The organism is Roseomonas sp. KE0001, from assembly GCF_016107285.1.
In the GTDB taxonomy this organism is placed as follows: domain Bacteria; phylum Pseudomonadota; class Alphaproteobacteria; order Acetobacterales; family Acetobacteraceae; genus Pseudoroseomonas.
The window spans coordinates 252,118-266,851 of the sequence record NZ_RCVQ01000003.1; the positions used below are offsets into that span (position 1 = coordinate 252,118).

The following is a 14,734-nucleotide window of genomic DNA, read 5'->3' on the forward strand; positions in this document are numbered from 1 at the left end:
TGCGAGTGTTGGAGACGTCGCTGATGCAAACTGTAATCCTTCCCCGTGACAGCTACAGCTATGGAACGCCGCTGGCCATTCTGGCGGCCCTGCTGTCGCTGAGCGGGCCGGCGATGGCGCAGGCGCCGGCAGTGAGCGTCACGCCCGTGGCGGTCGAGGACGTCGCGCCGGGGGCTCGTTTCGTCGGACGCGTGGAGGCGATCAACGCGGTCGACATCCGCTCTCGCGTCGAAGGCTTTGTCGAGGCGCGCGGCTTCCGCGAAGGGCAGTTCGTCGAGCAGGGTCAGGACCTCTTCCGGATCGAGAGCGCGGGCTACGAGGCCGCCCTCTCCGCCGCGCGGGCCAGCCTGGCGGGCGGGGAGGCCGATCTGCGGGATGCCGAGGGGCGCTTCGAGCGCAGCCAGCAGCTCCGCCGGACGCAGGCGGCCTCCCAGGCGGCGCTGGAGGAAGCCCTGGCCGCGCGGGACCGCGGCCGCGCCAACGTCATGGCGGCGGAAGCCAACCTGCGGCAGGCCGAACTCAATCTCAGCTACACCACCATCCGCGCGCCGCTGGCGGGGCGGATCGGGCATACCACCGTCGCGGTGGGCAGTCTCGTCTCGCCCTCATCGGGGGTGCTCGCCCGCATCGTGCAGGTCGATCCGATCCGCGTCGTCTTCTCGGTGAGCGACCAGAGCCTTCTGGAGTTCCGCGGCGGCGCCACGGCCGGGCCGGCGGAGACCTTCGTGCCGACGCTGACCCTGTCCTCCGGCCAGACCTATCCCGGCGCCGGCGAGATCGACTTCATCGGCAACGAGGTCGATCCCCGGACCGGTACGGTGCCGGTGCGCGTCCGCTTCGCGAACCCGGACGGCCTCCTGGTCCCCGGACAGTTCGTCACCGTGGCCGTGCATCCGGATGCGCCCCGCCAGCGCCCCGTCGTGCCGCTGGGCGCGGTGCAGCTGGACCGGGAAGGGCGCTTCGTGCTCCTTGCCGATGACAGCGACAAGGTCGTGCTGCGGCGCATCCGGACAGGCGCGCAGCTCGATCAGAACTGGATCGTCGAGGAAGGGCTGAAGGGCGGCGAGCGGCTGATCGTCCAGGGCCTGCAGAATGCGCGGCCCGGCGCCGCCGTGACCGTCGTGCCCGTGGCCGGCGCGCCCGCCCGCCCATGATCGCCGCGCTCTTCGTCCGGCGGCCCCGCTTCGCGATGGTGATCGCGGTGGTCACCACGCTGGCCGGACTGCTGGCCCTCAGCATGATTCCCGTCGCGCAGTTCCCGCCGATCACGCCGCCGGAGGTCCAGGTCAGCGCCAGCTATCCCGGTGCCAGCGCCGAGGTGCTGATGAACAGCGTCGGCGCGCCGATCGAGGAGCAGGTCAACGGCGTGGATGACATGATGTACATGTCCTCCTCCGCCGGCAACAACGGCAGCTATTCGCTGACCGTCACCTTCCGCGTCGGCACCGATCCGGCCATGGCGCAGGTGAATGTGCAGAACCGTGTGGCGCTGGCGACGGCGCGGCTGCCGCCGGCCGTGACGCAGACAGGCGTGTCCGTCCGCGCCCGCTCCACCAGCATGCTGATGGGCGTGTCGCTCTACTCGCCGGGCGGTACGCGCGACGAGATCTTCATCAGCAACTACGCCTCGGTCAATCTGCGCGACGCCCTCGCCCGGATTCCGGGCGTCGGGGATGTCGGCGTCTTCGGCCCGGTCTACAGCATGCGGGTCTGGATGAACCCCGATCGCATGCAGGCCCTGGGTATCACGGCGGCCGATATCACGGAGGCCATCCGCGCGCACAACGCGCAGGCCTCGGCGGGGCTGATCGGCGCGCCGCCCGCGCCCGCCGGGCAGGAGCTGCAGATGGCGGTGATGGCGCGCGGGCGCCTGGAGACGGCGGAGGAGTTCGGCGACATCGTCCTGCGCACGAATGCCGATGGCGCGATCGTCAGCCTTCGCGACGTGGCCCGCCTCGAGCTCGGCGCGCAGTCCTATGACATCGGATCGCGCTTCAACGGCCAGCCAAGCGCGACCCTCGTCATCTATGCCGCGCCGGAGGCCAACGCCCTGAACGTCGCCTCCGCCGTCCGGTCGGAGCTGGCGCGCGCCGCACCGCAGTTTCCGGAGGACCTCGCGCAGACGGTCGTCTTCGACACCACGGCCTTCGTCAGCGAGACGATCCGCGAGATCGCCATCACGCTCGGCATCACCTTCCTGCTGGTCGTCCTGGTCACCTATGTCTTCCTGCAGGATTGGCGCGCCACACTGATCCCGATGCTGACGATCCCGGTCTCGCTGCTCGGCGGATTTGTCATCCTCTACGCGCTGGGCTATTCGGCGAACACCGTCACCCTCTTCGCCATCGTGCTGGCCATCAGCCTGGTCGTCGATGATGCCATCATCGTCGTCGAGGGTGTGCAGCGCGCCATGCAGGAGCAGGGCCTCGCCGTCGTCGAGGCCACCCTGGAGACGATGCGCCAGGTCACCGGGCCCATTGTCGTGACGACCCTGGTGCTCGGCGCCCTGTTCCTGCCGATCGGCTTCATCTCCGGCGTCACCGGGCAGCTCTACGGACAGTTCGCCGTGACGATCATGGCGACCATCACGCTCTCGACCGTCAACGCGCTGACCCTGAGCCCCGCCCTCTGCGTGCTCCTCCTGCGGCGGCCGGCCGGCCCGCGGGGCGGGGTCTTCGCCCTTCTCGAGCGGGTCATCGGGCGGTCGCGGCGGGGCTACCTGGCCCTGCTCGGCCGTCTGGCGCGGCGGCTGGTGCTGGCGGGCGGCATCATGGTGGCGGTCCTGGCCGGCGTGACCGGCCTGTTCCGCACGCTGCCGACGGGCTTCATCCCCTCCGAGGATCTCGGATACATCTTCGTGAATGTGCAGTTGCCGAGCGCCGCCTCGCTCGAGAGGACGCAGGCCGCGCTGGACGAGGTGGTGCGGATCGTGCGCGCGACGCCGGGCATCGACAATGTCATCGGCGTCGCGGGTGCCAGCCTTCTCGGCGGCGGCGGCTCCGATTCCGGCATGGTCATCGCGGCGCTCAGGCCCTGGCGCGAGCGCCGCGATGCGAGCGGGCGTCTCGACCATGTGCTGGCCCACCTGCGGGCCCGCTTCGCCACCGTGACGGCGGGGGCGGTCGTCGCCTTCGTGCCACCGGCCATTCCGGGGCTCGGCGCCACGGGCGGGTTCGACCTCCGCCTCCAGGCCCGCGGCGGACAGAGCCAGGAGGAACTGGCGGAGGCGATGCGGGGCCTGATCGTCCGGGCGAACCAGGCCCCGGACCTGACCGCCGTATTCAGCACCTTCCGGGCCGACACGCCGCAGGTCCATCTGCAGATCGACCGCCACCGCGCGGAGTTGCTGGGCGTGACCCCGGGCGCGATCTTCCAGACGCTGCAGGCGCACCTCGGCTCCGCCTATGTGGACGACTTCAACATCCTCTCGCGCGTGTTCCAGGTCCGCATCCAGGACGAGGCGGGCTTCCGCAGCCAGGCGGCCGATATCGGGCGCCTGCATGTGCGCGCCAGCTCGGGCGAGCTGGTGCCGCTCCGTGCCCTGGTGACGACCCGCGCCACCCTCGGGCCGAGCGTCATCAACCGCTACAATCTTTTCCCCGCCGTCGCCATCAACGGGCAGGCCGCGGACGGCGCCAGCAGCGGCGCCGCGCTGGACCGCATGGAGGCATTGGCGCTGGAGAGCCTGCCGGAGGGCTTCGGCTTCGAATGGACCGGCCTCGCCCTGCAGGAACGGCAGGCCGGGGCGGAGACGATGATGATCATTCTTGTCGGCATCGTCTTCACCTACCTCTTCCTGGTCGCTCAGTATGAGAGCTGGAGCGTTCCCCTGGCGGTCATGCTGTCCGTGGCGCTGGCGGTGCTGGGCGCCCTCGCCAGCCTGGCCCTGGCGGGAATGCCGATCGACGTCTACTCGCAGATCGGCCTGCTTCTGCTGATCGGACTGGCCGCGAAGAACGCGATCCTCATCGTCGAATTCGCCAAGACCCGGCGGGAGCAGGGCATGAGCACGCTGGAGGCGGCGATCGACGCGACGCGGCAGCGTTTCCGCCCGCTGGTCATGACCGCCTTCAGCTCGGTCCTCGGTGTCGTTCCGCTGGTCATCGCGAGCGGGGCGGGGGCCGAGAGCCGGCGCTCGATCGGCATGACCCTCTTCGGCGGCCTGCTGATCGGAACCCTGCTCGGCCTGCTGATGATCCCGGTGCTCTATGTCATCGTCCAGACCGTCCGGGAAAGGCTCAAGGCGCGGTTCCTCGCCGCGCCCGGGGCGGAGCGGGGATAGGGACGGCGGCGCGGTCTTCCCGCCCCTGTTCCGTGCCATCCGCGGGCAGCCGGGCGGAGCGGCCCCGGATCAGCGCGCCCTGTAGAAGGACGCGCTCGCGCGGCAGGGCGGCGTCACCGATGCGGGCGGCAAGCAGATCCAGCCCCCGCGCGACCATGGCCTGCAGCGGCTGGGCCACAGTGGTCAGGCGATAGGGAGGCTGGCGGGCGGGTCCGATGCCGTCCATGCCGACCACCGAGATGTCGCCGGGCGCCGCGACGCCGGCTTCCCACAGGGCGTCCATGCCTCCCATGGCCAGGATGTCGCTGACTCAGAAGACGGCGTCCGGGCGCCGCGCGGGCGCCAGGGCGGCCAGGGCGGTGCCCGCGGCGAAGCCGGCGGCGTGGCTGGCGCCGCGAGGGCGATACGCGCGGCCTGGCACGCTGCAGGACCTCGCCGGAATGAACACGCTGATGGGCTTCGAGGAAGTCCGGGACTTCGACCGCCGCTGGGCCCGCCCCGCCTCCGGCACGACGGAGTAGCCTGACCGGACCCTGTGGTCCCCGACATCACGAGGAACGTCCATGACAACAAGAAACACGCTTACCCGCCGCGGGTTCGGCGGGATCGCGGCCGGCCTGGCGCTGGCGCCCGCTCTCGCGCGGCCGGGGTGGTGCCGGGCCTCGCCAATGCCGGGGCGGTGCTGGAGAACTGGCTGGCCAATTTCGACTACATGCGGCGGAACACCGACTGGGGCATGCTGGTCTATACCTTCCACCCCTATGTCAGCGGCCGGGGCCACCGCATGATAATGATGGAGCGGCTGATCGACGGCCTGGCGGCGCGGGGCGCCGAGTTCCTGACGCTGGACGAGGTGCAGCAGGCGTTCCGCGCCCGGCGCGCGCCGGGCGGCGGGGGTTGAGGCGGGAGGGCGCCATGGCCTAGGCTCTCGGCACAGGCCTTCCGGGACGTCCCTCGCGCCCGGCCGGGCGGCTTCTTCCCGACCGGCGGCCCCGCGCCGGCCTGGAGGAGGCCGCGCGGCCCTCCGCCGCGCCGGACCGCGCGGAGGGCCTGGGCGGCGGCCGGGCCGGGGACAGGACGCCCGACCCTGGCCGGTGGAGAGAGACAGGGATCCGATCGTACGGCGCATGTCCGGCTTGCACGATCCAGCGAAGGGCTGATCATGAACTACGTTCCGAAGAGCAACGACATCGCCGGGCTGATCGAGGCCGACCGCGCGCATGTCTGGCATCATCTCTCCCAGCACAAGCAGTACGAGACCGTCGACCCGCAGCTGATGGTCGAGGGCAAGGGCATGCGGATCTGGGATGCCACCGGCAAGGAGTATCTCGACGCCACCTCGGGCGGCGTCTGGACGGTGAATGTCGGCTACGGCCGCGAATCCATCGCCGATGTGGTGCGCGAGCAGCTGGTGACGCTGAACTACTTCGCCGGCGCCAAGGGCAGCGCGCCGGGCGCCGCCTTCGCCAAGCGGCTGATCGAGAAGATGCCGGGCATGACCCGCGTCTACTACTCGAACTCCGGCTCCGAGGCGAACGAGAAGGCCTTCAAGATGGTGCGGCAGATCGCCGCGCGCCATCATGGCGGCAGGAAGTGGAAGATCCTCTACCGCGAGCGCGACTACCACGGCACCACCTTCGGCGCCCTCGCCGCCTGCGGCCAGCCGCAGCGCAACGCCGATTACGGCCCCTACCCGGAGGGCTTCGTCGAGGTGCCGCACTGCCTCGAATACCGCAGCCAGTATCCGGACGCCGAGGATTACGGCATCGCCGCCGCCGATGCGATCGAGGCGGTGATCCTGCGCGAGGGGCCGGAGACGGTGGGCGCGATCTGCCTGGAGCCGATCACCGCCGGCGGCGGCGTCATCGTGCCGCCGGCCAGCTACTGGCCGCGCGTGCAGGAGATCTGCCGCAAGTACGACGTGCTGCTGCATATCGACGAGGTGGTCTGCGGTCTCGGCCGCACCGGCAAGTGGTTCGGCTACCAGCAGTTCGGCATCGAGCCGGATTTCGTGACCATGGCCAAGGGCGTGGCCTCGGGCTACGCGGCGATCTCCTGCACGGTGACGACCGAGAAGGTCTTCAACCTGTTCAAGGACAACCCCGCCGACCCGATGAGCTACTTCCGCGACATCTCCACCTTCGGCGGCTGCCTGGCCGGCCCGGCGGCGGCGCTCGAGAACATCCGCATCATCGAGGATGAGGGTCTGCTCGAGAACACCCAACGGATGGGCGCGCGGCTGCGCGACAACCTTCTGGCGCTGCAGGAGAAGCATGCCGTCATCGGCGAGGTGCGCGGCCTGGGCCTGTTCCAGGGCGCGGAGCTGGTGGCCGACCGAGCGACGAAGGAGCCGCTGGCCGAGGCCAAGGTGCAGGCCGTCGTGGCGAAGTGCATGGAGCTCGGCGTCATCATCGGCGCCACCAACCGCTCCCTGCCCGGGCTGAACAACACCCTGACGCTGAGCCCCGCGCTGATCGCCACCGAGGCGGAGATCGACCGCATCACCGAGGTCATCGGGCAGGCGCTGACCGCCGTCACCGGCTGAGGCGGCCCGCCGGCCACGGTCCCGGCCGGGACCGTGGCCGGGCGGCGTCAGGCCAGGTGCGCCTCCGGCCCGAGCAGGGATTCCCGCATCCGCGCCTGCAGCAGGGCGCCTTCGCGGGGCGGCAGCACCAGCGGAAGCGCTTCCGCGTTGATCTTCACCTGGGCGAAGAGCGGGCCGTCGCAGCGGTGGACCGCGTCGCGCAGGGCCGCGATATCGTCCATCGCCTCGACCCGGCTGGCCTGCGGGAAGCCGGCGGCGCGGGCGATCCCCGCCAGGTCCACGCCGGCGCCGGTATGGGTCGGCTGCATGCCGGTCTCGCCGTAGTGCTCGTTGTCCAGCACGACCACGGAGAGATTGGCGGGGCGGGCCACGGCGATGGTGGCTAGGGCGCCGAGGCTCATCAGCATCTCGCCGTCGCCGGTGATCACCAGCACCGGCACCTTCGGCTGCGCCAGGGCCAGGCCGAGGCCGATCATCGCCGCCCCGCCCATGCCGCCCCAGAGCGGCAGGTTGCGCGGGTGGTCGCCCGCCGCGGTGATGTCCCAGGCCGGCGCGCCGAGCCCGGCCACCACCAGCAATTCGCCCCGGTCGGCCAGCAGCGCCGGGACGACCTCGCGCCGGCGCAGCGTGCCGGAGGATGCGGTCTCGCTCATGGCGTCACTCCTTGCCGAAGGTCTTGGCGCCCAGCACGCGCTGGCCGATCAGCGTCGCCGTGGGGCGGAAGGTGTTGAAGGCCATGCGCAGCGTGGCATCCGCGGTGGGCGCGATGTCGGCGGCGTGGTCGGCGCGGCACACCAGCGTCCCCATGGCCTCCAGCACGGCCTGCGTGGCCTGGCCCATGGGCATCTGCGCCGGGTTGAACTCGCCGAAATCGCCGCGCATCGTCACCAGCATCGGCATGGGCGTGCGGTGCAGGATGCCGAGCGACAGCATGTTGACGCAGTTGCCGACGCCCGAGCTCTGCATCAGCAGCACGCTCCTCTCGCCGCCGAGCCAGGCGCCGAGCATCAGCGCGATGCCTTCTTCCTCGGTGGTCAGCGAGACGGCCCGGATCGCGGGATCGGCCTGGCAGCGGCGGATCAGGCGTGAGTGTCCGGCATCCGGGACATAGGCGACCTGGCGGACCTTGTGGGCCCTGAGCAGTTCGAACAATTCGTCCGGCCAGGTGTCGGCCGGCGCCGGCGCCACGTCCATGGCTGTGTCGTTCACGCGTTTTCCTCCTGCGAAAAGAGCGAATGCTCCTGCCTTGTCCCGGCCGCTGTCCGCTCCTGAGCGGAGACGAGGGTCGAGGAAGCGGCAGCCGCTGTCAATCGGGCGAGGCGCCGCCGATGCGGGCATGGATCTTGCTTCCGGTCCCGGCGTGTCCTTTCGCCGAACAGGAGGCTTGCCGATGCCCCGCTTCACCCGCCGCCATGTCCTGGCCGCATCCTCCGGTATGGCGCTCGGCCTGGCGGCCCCCTCCGTCGTGCGCGCGCAGCCGCGGGAGATCTTCGTCGGCGGCCCTGCCTCGCCCGGCCTGACCGACATGCTGTTCCCGCTGATCGAGCGCAAGCACGGCTTCAAGATCCTGTTCGAGGGCAGCAACTCCCTCATCAACCTGGAGAAGATCCGCGCCAACAAGGCGCGCCCGACCATGACGGTGACGATGATGGACGATCCGGTCCTCATCCTCGCCGAGCGGGAGAAGGTGATCGCCCCGCTGAAGGGCGCCAATATTCCCAACCTCGCGGATGTGCGGGCGGACGCGAAGCCGCGCGACGCGATGTGGGTGAACTGGTGCCAGCCTGCCTCCTCGATTGCCTACAACACGGACAGCGTGAGGCCTGGCCCGGCCTCCTACGCCGAGGCCTGGGACAGCAGGCACCGCGACAAGGTCATCCTGATCTCCATGCGCATCACCCAGGCGGTGGTGCCGCTCCTGGCGGCGGCGCATCTGGCCACCGGCAAGCCGCTCGCCGAATGCCTGAAGGAGGCGGATGCGGGGTTCGAGAAGCTGAAGGAACTGAAGCCCAACGTGCTGCAGGTGACGAGCAACGCGCCGCAGGCGCAACAGCTCCTGGAAACCGGCGAGATCGACTTCTTTCTCAGCCCCGACACGCGCACGGTGCTGTTCCGCAAGGCCCAGGGCGCGCCGGTCGACCAGGCGCAGCCGAAGGAGGGGATGGTCGCCATGCCGGCCGGCGCCGCGCTGGTCGCCAATGGCCCGAACCCCGAACTGGGGATGACCTTCATCAACGAGCTGCTGGACCCCGAGACCCAGGCGCTGATCGCCAAGACCTTCTACTCCAACCCGACCAACACCAAGACGGTGAAGCCGGCCGGGCTCGACCTGCCGGAGCTGGCGGTGCTGGACTGGGAGTACTTCGCCGACAACCGCAACCGCTGGATCGAGCGCTTCGAGCGCGAGATCTCGGGCGGCTGATGCTGATCGGCACGAGGCCCGGCGCCGCCGCGCCGGGCGGCCTCACCGCGCCCGCCCATCTCCGCGTCGCGGGTCTGGGCAAGCGCTTCGGCGCGGCCAGCGTGCTGGACGACCTCTCGCTGACCGTCGCGCGGGGCGAGTTCGTCTCGCTGCTCGGGCCCTCGGGCTGCGGCAAGACCACGCTGCTGCGCCTGATCGCCGGGCTGATGCGCCCCGACCGCGGCAGCATCGTGGTGGGCGGCGCCGAGATCACCCGCCTCCCGGCGCACCGGCGCAACATCGGCGTGGTGTTCCAGAACTACGCGCTGTTCCCGCATCTGACCGTGGCGGAGAACCTGGCCTTCGGCCTGCGTGCCCAGGGCGTGCCGCGCCGCGAGCAGGCGGCGCGCGTCGAGGAGGCGCTGGCGCTGGTCCGCATGGGCGAGCATGCCGGCAAGCCGGTGACGGCGCTCTCGGGCGGCCAGCAGCAGCGCGTCGCGGTGGCGCGCGCGCTGGTGGTGCGCCCCTCGCTGCTGCTGCTGGACGAGCCCTTCTCGGCGCTGGACCGCAAGCTGCGCGACACGATGCAGGTCGAGCTCAAGGGGCTGCTGCGCGAGGTCGGCATCACCGCCATCTTCGTCACCCATGACCAGGAGGAGGCGCTGGTCGTCAGCGACCGCATCGCGGTGATGAACGCCGGCCGCATCGAGCAGCTGGCCGATCCGGCGACGCTCTACCGGCAGCCGGCCACGCTCTATGTGCTGGACTTCGTCGGCCGCTCCACGCGCCTTGCCGGACGAGTGGCGGAGAGCCGGGGCGGTGGGCTGGTGGTGGAGACGGCGCTGGGCCGGCTGCGCGCCCGGGGCAGCTACCTGCCCGGCTCGCCGGTGGTGGCGGCCATCCGGCCGGAGGCGATCCTGCTGGACCCGGCGGCGGAGGAGGGGCTGGCGGCGCGCATCGCCGATGTCAGCTTCCTCGGCTCCCGCGTGCAGCTGCACCTGGATCTGCCGGCGGGCGGGCCGGATCGCGGCATGGTCGAGCTGGCCCGCCTGCCGGAGGGCCTAGCACCCGGCCGCCCGGTGCGGCTGGCCTTCCCGGAGGCCGAGGTCATGGTCTTTCCCGCGCCATGAGCACCACCGCGCCGACGGTCCTGGCACCGGCCGCCGCACCCGCCGCGCGGCCGGCGATCGACCCGCTGGCCCTGCTGGCGCTGCCGGCCGTGGCCTTCATGGTCACGGTCTTCGCGCTGCCGGTGCTGCTGCTGCTCATCACCTCATTGCGTTCGGAGGCGGGCTTCAGCCTTGACGGCTATGCCCGGCTGCTGGGCGATCCCTATTACCTCCGGGTGATCGGACGCTCGCTCTGGCTGGGGCTCGCGACGACGCTCGGCGCCGCGCTGATCGGCTATCCCGCCGCCTTCGCCCTGGCGCGGGCGCGCGGCTACTGGCAGGTGGCGCTCTTCGCCCTGGTCTTCCTGCCGATGACCGTCAGCGTCATCGTCAAGTCCTTCGGCTGGGCCATCATGCTGCGGCGCGACGGCATCGTGAACTGGGCGCTGCTCTCGGCGGGATGGATCGAGCGGCCGCTGCGCCTGCTCTTCACCGAGGAGACGCTCTACATCGGCATGATCAACGTCTTCCTGCCGTTCATGCTGCTGCCGGTCTATTCCGGCGTGCGGATGATGGACAGCCGGCTGCCGGAGGCCGCGGCGACGCTCGGCGCCGGGCCGGTCTTCCGCTTCCTGCACGTGATCCTGCCGCTCAGCCTGCCGGGCCTGGTCGCCGGCGCGACGCTGGTCTTCTCGCTCGCGGTGGCGGCCTATGTGACGCCGCAGCTGCTGATCGGCGAGCGCTACATGACGATGTCGATGGTCATGGCCAAGGCCTTCCTGAACCTGCGCGACTGGCAGCTGGGCGCGGCCATGGCCGCCGTGCTGCTGGCGGTGGCGGTGGCGGTGGTGGTGGGCGCCGCGCTGCTGCAGCGCCGCCTGGCCCGGCGATGAGGAGGGACGGATGATCGAACGGATGGGACGCGGCTTCTGCGCCGCCATGCTGGCGCTGGCCATCCTCTTCCTGCTGCTGCCGATCCTGGTGGTGATTCCGGTCTCCTTCACCGACACCGCGGTGTTCCGCTTCCCGCCGACCGGCTTCTCCTTCCGCTGGTACGCGCGGGTCCTGGAGATCGATGCGCTGCTTGGGGCGCTCTGGCTCTCGGCCAGCATCGCCGCCCTCTCGACCGTTATCTCCCTCGTCCTCGGCACGCTCTGCGCCGTGGCGCTGGTGCGCGGGCAGGTGCCCTGGGGGCAGGCGGTGGCGACCTTCATGATCTCGCCGCTGATGCTGCCGGGCCTCGTGCTCGGCATCGCCCTGTTGCAGGCGGCGCGCGAGATCGGCCTGCGGGATGCCTGGTGGTCGCTGCTCCTGGCGCATGTGGTCATCACCATGCCCTTCGTCATGCGCACCGTGCTGGCGAGCCTCTCGCTCTTCGACTTCACGCTGGTCGACGCGGCGCGGACGCTCGGCTGCTCCTATCCGATCGCCCTCTGGCGCGTGCTGGTGCCGGCCATCCTGCCGGGCTTTCTCAGCGGGGCGCTCTTCGCCTTCTTCGCCTCCTTCGACAACTACCCGATCTCGATGTTCCTGGTGGATGTCCGCACCAAGACCCTGCCCATCCAGTTGCTGAACCAGCTCGAGGTGTCGCCCGATCCGACACTCGCGGCGGTTTCGGTCCTGCTGATCGGGCTGACGGTGCTGATGCTGCTGTTCTGCGACCGGCTGGTCGGGCTGCGGCGGATGGCGGCGCTGTAGCGGTGCCATCCGCCGGCGGGGCAGGTCGCCTTCCCGTCAGGCCGGCACGCCATCGACCGGGTTGAACGGCCCGGGGAAGACGCCGCGCGGCGCGATCAGCGGATAGGGGCCGCGGGCGAGGAAGCGGCCGCCGCCCGGCGCGGTGGCGATCTCGCCCCCGTCACAGACGACGGTGCCGCGCACCAGGGTCGTCACCGGCCAGCCCTTCACCGCCATGCCTTCATAGGGCGTGTAGTCGCTGCCGTGATGCAGCAGGCTGTTGGTGATGGTGACCTCCTTCTCGGGGTCCCAGATCGTCAGATCGGCATCCGCGCCGACGGCGATGGTGCCCTTGCGCGGATGCAGGCCGAAGAGCTTGGCCGGATTGGTGGCGGTGATGGCGACGAAGGTCTGCAGGTCGATCCGCCCCTTCGAGACCCCTTCGGAGAACAGCACCGGCAGCCGGGTCGCCAGGCCGGGCAGGCCGTTCGGCACCTTGGTGAAGGGCGCGTCCTCGCCATAGGCCTTCTTGCCGTCCGGCCCCTCGTAGCGGCTGGGCGCGTGGTCGGAGGAGACATTGCCGATCACGCCGGCGCGGATCGCGGCCCAGAGCGCCTCCTGGTCCGCCGTCGTCCGCGCGGCGGGGCTGAAGATGAACTTCGCGCCCTCGAAGCCCGGGCGGTCCATGTCCGCTGTCGTCAGCGTCAGGTATTGCGGGCATGTCTCGGCCCAGACCTTCAGCCCGCGCGCCTGGCCGCGCGCCACCTCCTCGGCCGATTCCGCGCCGGAGACGTGAAAGACCTGGATCGGCGTGTCCAGCGCCTCGGCCATGGCGATGATGCGGTGGGTGCACTCGCGCTCCACCACCATGGGCTTGACCCAGCCATGGTACTTCGGCGCGGTCAGCCCGGCGGCGAGCAGCGCGTCGCGGTAGAATTCGATCAGGTCGTTGTGCTCGGCGTGCACGCAGACCAGCGCGCCGAGGCGGCGCGCGGCGGCGAGGACGCGCAGCGCCTCCGCATCCGTCACCTTCGCGCCCTCGTAGGTGAGGAAGATCTTGAGCGAGCGGTGCCCCGCCTCGACCAGCGGCGGCAGCTCCCGCTCCAGCAGCTCCGGCGTCGGGTCGCTGAGGATCAGGTGGAAGGAGTAGTCGACGCGCGAGGCCTTCGCGAGCTCGTGGTAGGCGGCGACCTTGTCCGCCAGCGTGCCGCCGCGCGGCTGCCGCGCGAAGCAGATCACCGTCGTCGTGCCGCCGGCGGCGGCCGAGGCGGAGGCGGTGTCGAAACTGTCGGCGTTGCGGGCCGGGCCTTTCGCGGGCTCCTCGATATGCGTGTGCGTGTCCACGCCGCCCGGCAGGACCAGCCGGCCGGAGGCGTCGATCTCGCGCCGGCCGGCCGGCAGGTCGCGGCCCAGCGCGACCACGACGCCGTCGACAATGCCTATATCACAGGCGACCGTGTCGCTCGCCGTGACCACCGTGCCGTTGCGGACCACGCAATCGAAGGATGCCATCTGCCGTTCTCTCCTCGGTTCTGCCGTCACATGCTGCCCGGAAGCCGCCATGTCGCAAGCGGCCACGCTGCAAGCGGCATGCCGGGGCGCCGGCGCCCGGGCGGGTGGGGCGGTCTCAGCCCGCCCCGTGCCGGGCGATGGTGCGCCGTGCCATCTCCACCGCGCCCGCGCGCGAGCGGGCGGCGGCGACGAAGCGGCGCAGATGCACGAAGACGGCGTCCGGCACGCCGGAGGCCGCGGCCAGGGCGGCGTCCTGCAGCCCGGCCCAGTCCTGCGGCAGCGGCAGGCGCTGGGCGAAGGAGCCGGGCTCGGGTGGCATGGCATCGACCATCCAGTTGCCGTTCGGCACCGGGTAGACGGCGAAGAGCACCGGCAGGTCATGGGCGAAGACGGCGCCCTTCCAGGGCATGCCGCGATCCAGCTCCAGGATGCGCGGATCGGCCGAGGCGGCATGCGCCGCCGCCACCAGGGCGTCGGCCGCCAGCCGGGCGCGCAGCACGGCGACGCGGCGGCGCAGCACCTGCTCCACCAGGGCGACGGCATCCAGGAAGGCGGCATCCTCCGCCGCCTGGCGGCCCTCGGCGGGAACGTCCCAGGGCAGGTTGCAGTCACCCACCAGGGAGGCGAGGTCGAGCGGCTCGCGGCTGCCGGCCACTCCATTGTCGATCTCGTCGATCCGGCGCACCAGGCTGCGGTCCAGCTCGGCGGCGATGGCCGGGGCCAGGCCCTCCTCCCCGCCGCCGGCGCGCAGCAGGGCCGCCACCGCCGCCTCGCCGTACTGCTGCCAGACCAGGCCGGCCGAGCTGAAGGGCGTGCCGTCCGGCCGCACCGGGGCGCCGCGCTGGTGGTGGTCGAAGCGGCGGGCGGCAGGATCGAAGACCGTCCCGACATCCCAGACGTAGTCGCCCTGGGCGATGGCCGCCGCGTCCCGCGTGCGCAGCAGGCGGTGGTCGCCGCCCGGCCGGTGCAGGCCGAGCGCCTGCCGCAGCACCACATAGGCGAAGGCCTCGTCGCAGTGGAAGCCGCCGCTATGGGTGACGAGCAGGGGCAGGGCGGTGTCGGTCATGCGGATCCTTCGCGTGGGCTGGGCCAGGGGGTGGGGGCCAGGGGGTGGAGGCCAGGGGGCCTGGGGCCTGGGTGCTCCCGGAAGGCAGGCCTTATCCGCCAGCGGCCCGGCCGGCGCCACCCCCCCCTCCGCTTTGCGCCCT

14 protein-coding genes are annotated in these 14,734 nt (G+C 71.3%); 9 read left to right on the forward strand and 5 right to left on the reverse strand.

Annotation, left to right across the window (positions count from 1 at the left end; genetic code table 11):
• Positions 1 to 23: 23 nt before the first annotated feature.
• Both D9598_RS07665 and D9598_RS07670 read left to right on the forward strand, forming a co-directional pair.
• Entirely contained in the window at positions 24 to 1,154 is a 1,131-nt protein-coding gene (locus D9598_RS07665; RefSeq protein ID WP_198365825.1) for an efflux RND transporter periplasmic adaptor subunit, read from the forward strand.
• Positions 1,151 to 4,282: an efflux RND transporter permease subunit gene (locus tag D9598_RS07670; protein WP_198365826.1), complete on the forward strand. Its 3,132-nt coding sequence runs from the start codon at positions 1,151 to 1,153 to the stop codon at positions 4,280 to 4,282. Before D9598_RS07665 ends, D9598_RS07670 begins: the two co-directional genes overlap by 4 nt.
• Here D9598_RS07670 and D9598_RS07675 read toward each other — a convergent pair.
• Entirely contained in the window at positions 4,239 to 4,583 is a 345-nt protein-coding gene (locus D9598_RS07675; protein WP_370591977.1) for a substrate-binding domain-containing protein, read from the reverse strand. The two genes, D9598_RS07670 and D9598_RS07675, sit on opposite strands and share 44 nt — an antisense overlap.
• 58 nt (positions 4,584 to 4,641) lie before the next feature.
• Between D9598_RS07675 and D9598_RS07680 the strand changes: the two genes are divergently transcribed.
• The 3 genes from D9598_RS07680 to D9598_RS07690 all read left to right on the forward strand — a co-directional run bounded on the left by D9598_RS07680 (position 4,642) and on the right by D9598_RS07690 (position 6,827).
• Positions 4,642 to 4,803, forward strand: coding sequence for a hypothetical protein (locus tag D9598_RS07680; protein WP_198365835.1), 162 nt, complete (start codon positions 4,642 to 4,644; stop codon positions 4,801 to 4,803).
• A 131-nt stretch (positions 4,804 to 4,934) separates the two neighbouring features.
• Positions 4,935 to 5,183: a hypothetical protein gene (locus tag D9598_RS07685; protein WP_198365837.1), complete on the forward strand. Its 249-nt coding sequence runs from the start codon at positions 4,935 to 4,937 to the stop codon at positions 5,181 to 5,183.
• 261 nt (positions 5,184 to 5,444) lie between these two features.
• The gene (locus D9598_RS07690) at positions 5,445 to 6,827 is read left to right on the forward strand and encodes an aspartate aminotransferase family protein (protein ID WP_198365849.1); all 1,383 of its coding nucleotides are present in this window, start codon (positions 5,445 to 5,447) and stop codon (positions 6,825 to 6,827) included.
• A gap of 47 nt (positions 6,828 to 6,874) precedes the next feature.
• On the opposite strand, the gene D9598_RS07695 is transcribed toward D9598_RS07690, so the two are convergent.
• Both D9598_RS07695 and D9598_RS07700 read right to left on the reverse strand, forming a co-directional pair.
• The gene (locus D9598_RS07695) at positions 6,875 to 7,480 is read right to left on the reverse strand and encodes a thiamine pyrophosphate-dependent enzyme (RefSeq protein WP_198365850.1); all 606 of its coding nucleotides are present in this window, start codon (positions 7,478 to 7,480) and stop codon (positions 6,875 to 6,877) included.
• Positions 7,481 to 7,484: 4 nt separating this feature from the next.
• The gene (locus tag D9598_RS07700; protein WP_370591962.1) at positions 7,485 to 8,036 is read right to left on the reverse strand and encodes a phosphonopyruvate decarboxylase; all 552 of its coding nucleotides are present in this window, start codon (positions 8,034 to 8,036) and stop codon (positions 7,485 to 7,487) included.
• 181 nt (positions 8,037 to 8,217) lie between these two features.
• Between D9598_RS07700 and D9598_RS07705 the strand changes: the two genes are divergently transcribed.
• Genes D9598_RS07705 through D9598_RS07720 form a run of 4 tightly spaced genes read left to right on the forward strand, consistent with a single transcriptional unit; the run spans position 8,218 to position 12,035 of the window.
• A complete protein-coding gene (locus tag D9598_RS07705; RefSeq protein ID WP_198365852.1) occupies positions 8,218 to 9,249 on the forward strand; it encodes an extracellular solute-binding protein in 1,032 nt (343 codons plus the stop codon).
• Positions 9,249 to 10,358 (forward strand): ABC transporter ATP-binding protein, encoded by a 1,110-nt coding sequence (locus tag D9598_RS07710; protein WP_198365854.1) that lies wholly within the window; start codon positions 9,249 to 9,251, stop codon positions 10,356 to 10,358. Before D9598_RS07705 ends, D9598_RS07710 begins: the two co-directional genes overlap by 1 nt.
• Entirely contained in the window at positions 10,355 to 11,230 is an 876-nt protein-coding gene (locus D9598_RS07715; protein ID WP_198365856.1) for an ABC transporter permease, read from the forward strand. Before D9598_RS07710 ends, D9598_RS07715 begins: the two co-directional genes overlap by 4 nt.
• A gap of 10 nt (positions 11,231 to 11,240) precedes the next feature.
• A complete protein-coding gene (locus D9598_RS07720; RefSeq protein WP_198365857.1) occupies positions 11,241 to 12,035 on the forward strand; it encodes an ABC transporter permease in 795 nt (264 codons plus the stop codon).
• A 36-nt stretch (positions 12,036 to 12,071) separates the two neighbouring features.
• On the opposite strand, the gene hydA is transcribed toward D9598_RS07720, so the two are convergent.
• Both hydA and D9598_RS07730 read right to left on the reverse strand, forming a co-directional pair.
• Complete coding sequence (hydA, locus tag D9598_RS07725; RefSeq protein WP_198365859.1) at positions 12,072 to 13,526, reverse strand: dihydropyrimidinase; 1,455 nt, start codon at positions 13,524 to 13,526, stop codon at positions 12,072 to 12,074.
• A gap of 115 nt (positions 13,527 to 13,641) precedes the next feature.
• Complete coding sequence (locus D9598_RS07730; RefSeq protein WP_198365860.1) at positions 13,642 to 14,592, reverse strand: MYG1 family protein; 951 nt, start codon at positions 14,590 to 14,592, stop codon at positions 13,642 to 13,644.
• Positions 14,593 to 14,734: the final 142 nt, after the last annotated feature.

Bases quoted from the DNA above. Each gene is read 5' to 3' on its own strand.
- D9598_RS07665 (WP_198365825.1), top strand. From the start codon at position 24: ATGCAAACTGTAATCCTTCCCCGTGACAGCTACAGCTATGGAACGCCG.
- D9598_RS07670 (WP_198365826.1), top strand. From the start codon at position 1,151: ATGATCGCCGCGCTCTTCGTCCGGCGGCCCCGCTTCGCGATGGTGATC.
- D9598_RS07690 (WP_198365849.1), top strand. From the start codon at position 5,445: ATGAACTACGTTCCGAAGAGCAACGACATCGCCGGGCTGATCGAGGCC.
- D9598_RS07695 (WP_198365850.1), bottom strand. From the start codon at position 7,480: ATGAGCGAGACCGCATCCTCCGGCACGCTGCGCCGGCGCGAGGTCGTC.
- D9598_RS07705 (WP_198365852.1), top strand. From the start codon at position 8,218: ATGCCCCGCTTCACCCGCCGCCATGTCCTGGCCGCATCCTCCGGTATG.
- D9598_RS07710 (WP_198365854.1), top strand. From the start codon at position 9,249: ATGCTGATCGGCACGAGGCCCGGCGCCGCCGCGCCGGGCGGCCTCACC.
- D9598_RS07715 (WP_198365856.1), top strand. From the start codon at position 10,355: ATGAGCACCACCGCGCCGACGGTCCTGGCACCGGCCGCCGCACCCGCC.
- D9598_RS07720 (WP_198365857.1), top strand. From the start codon at position 11,241: ATGATCGAACGGATGGGACGCGGCTTCTGCGCCGCCATGCTGGCGCTG.
- hydA (WP_198365859.1), bottom strand. From the start codon at position 13,526: ATGGCATCCTTCGATTGCGTGGTCCGCAACGGCACGGTGGTCACGGCG.
- D9598_RS07730 (WP_198365860.1), bottom strand. From the start codon at position 14,592: ATGACCGACACCGCCCTGCCCCTGCTCGTCACCCATAGCGGCGGCTTC.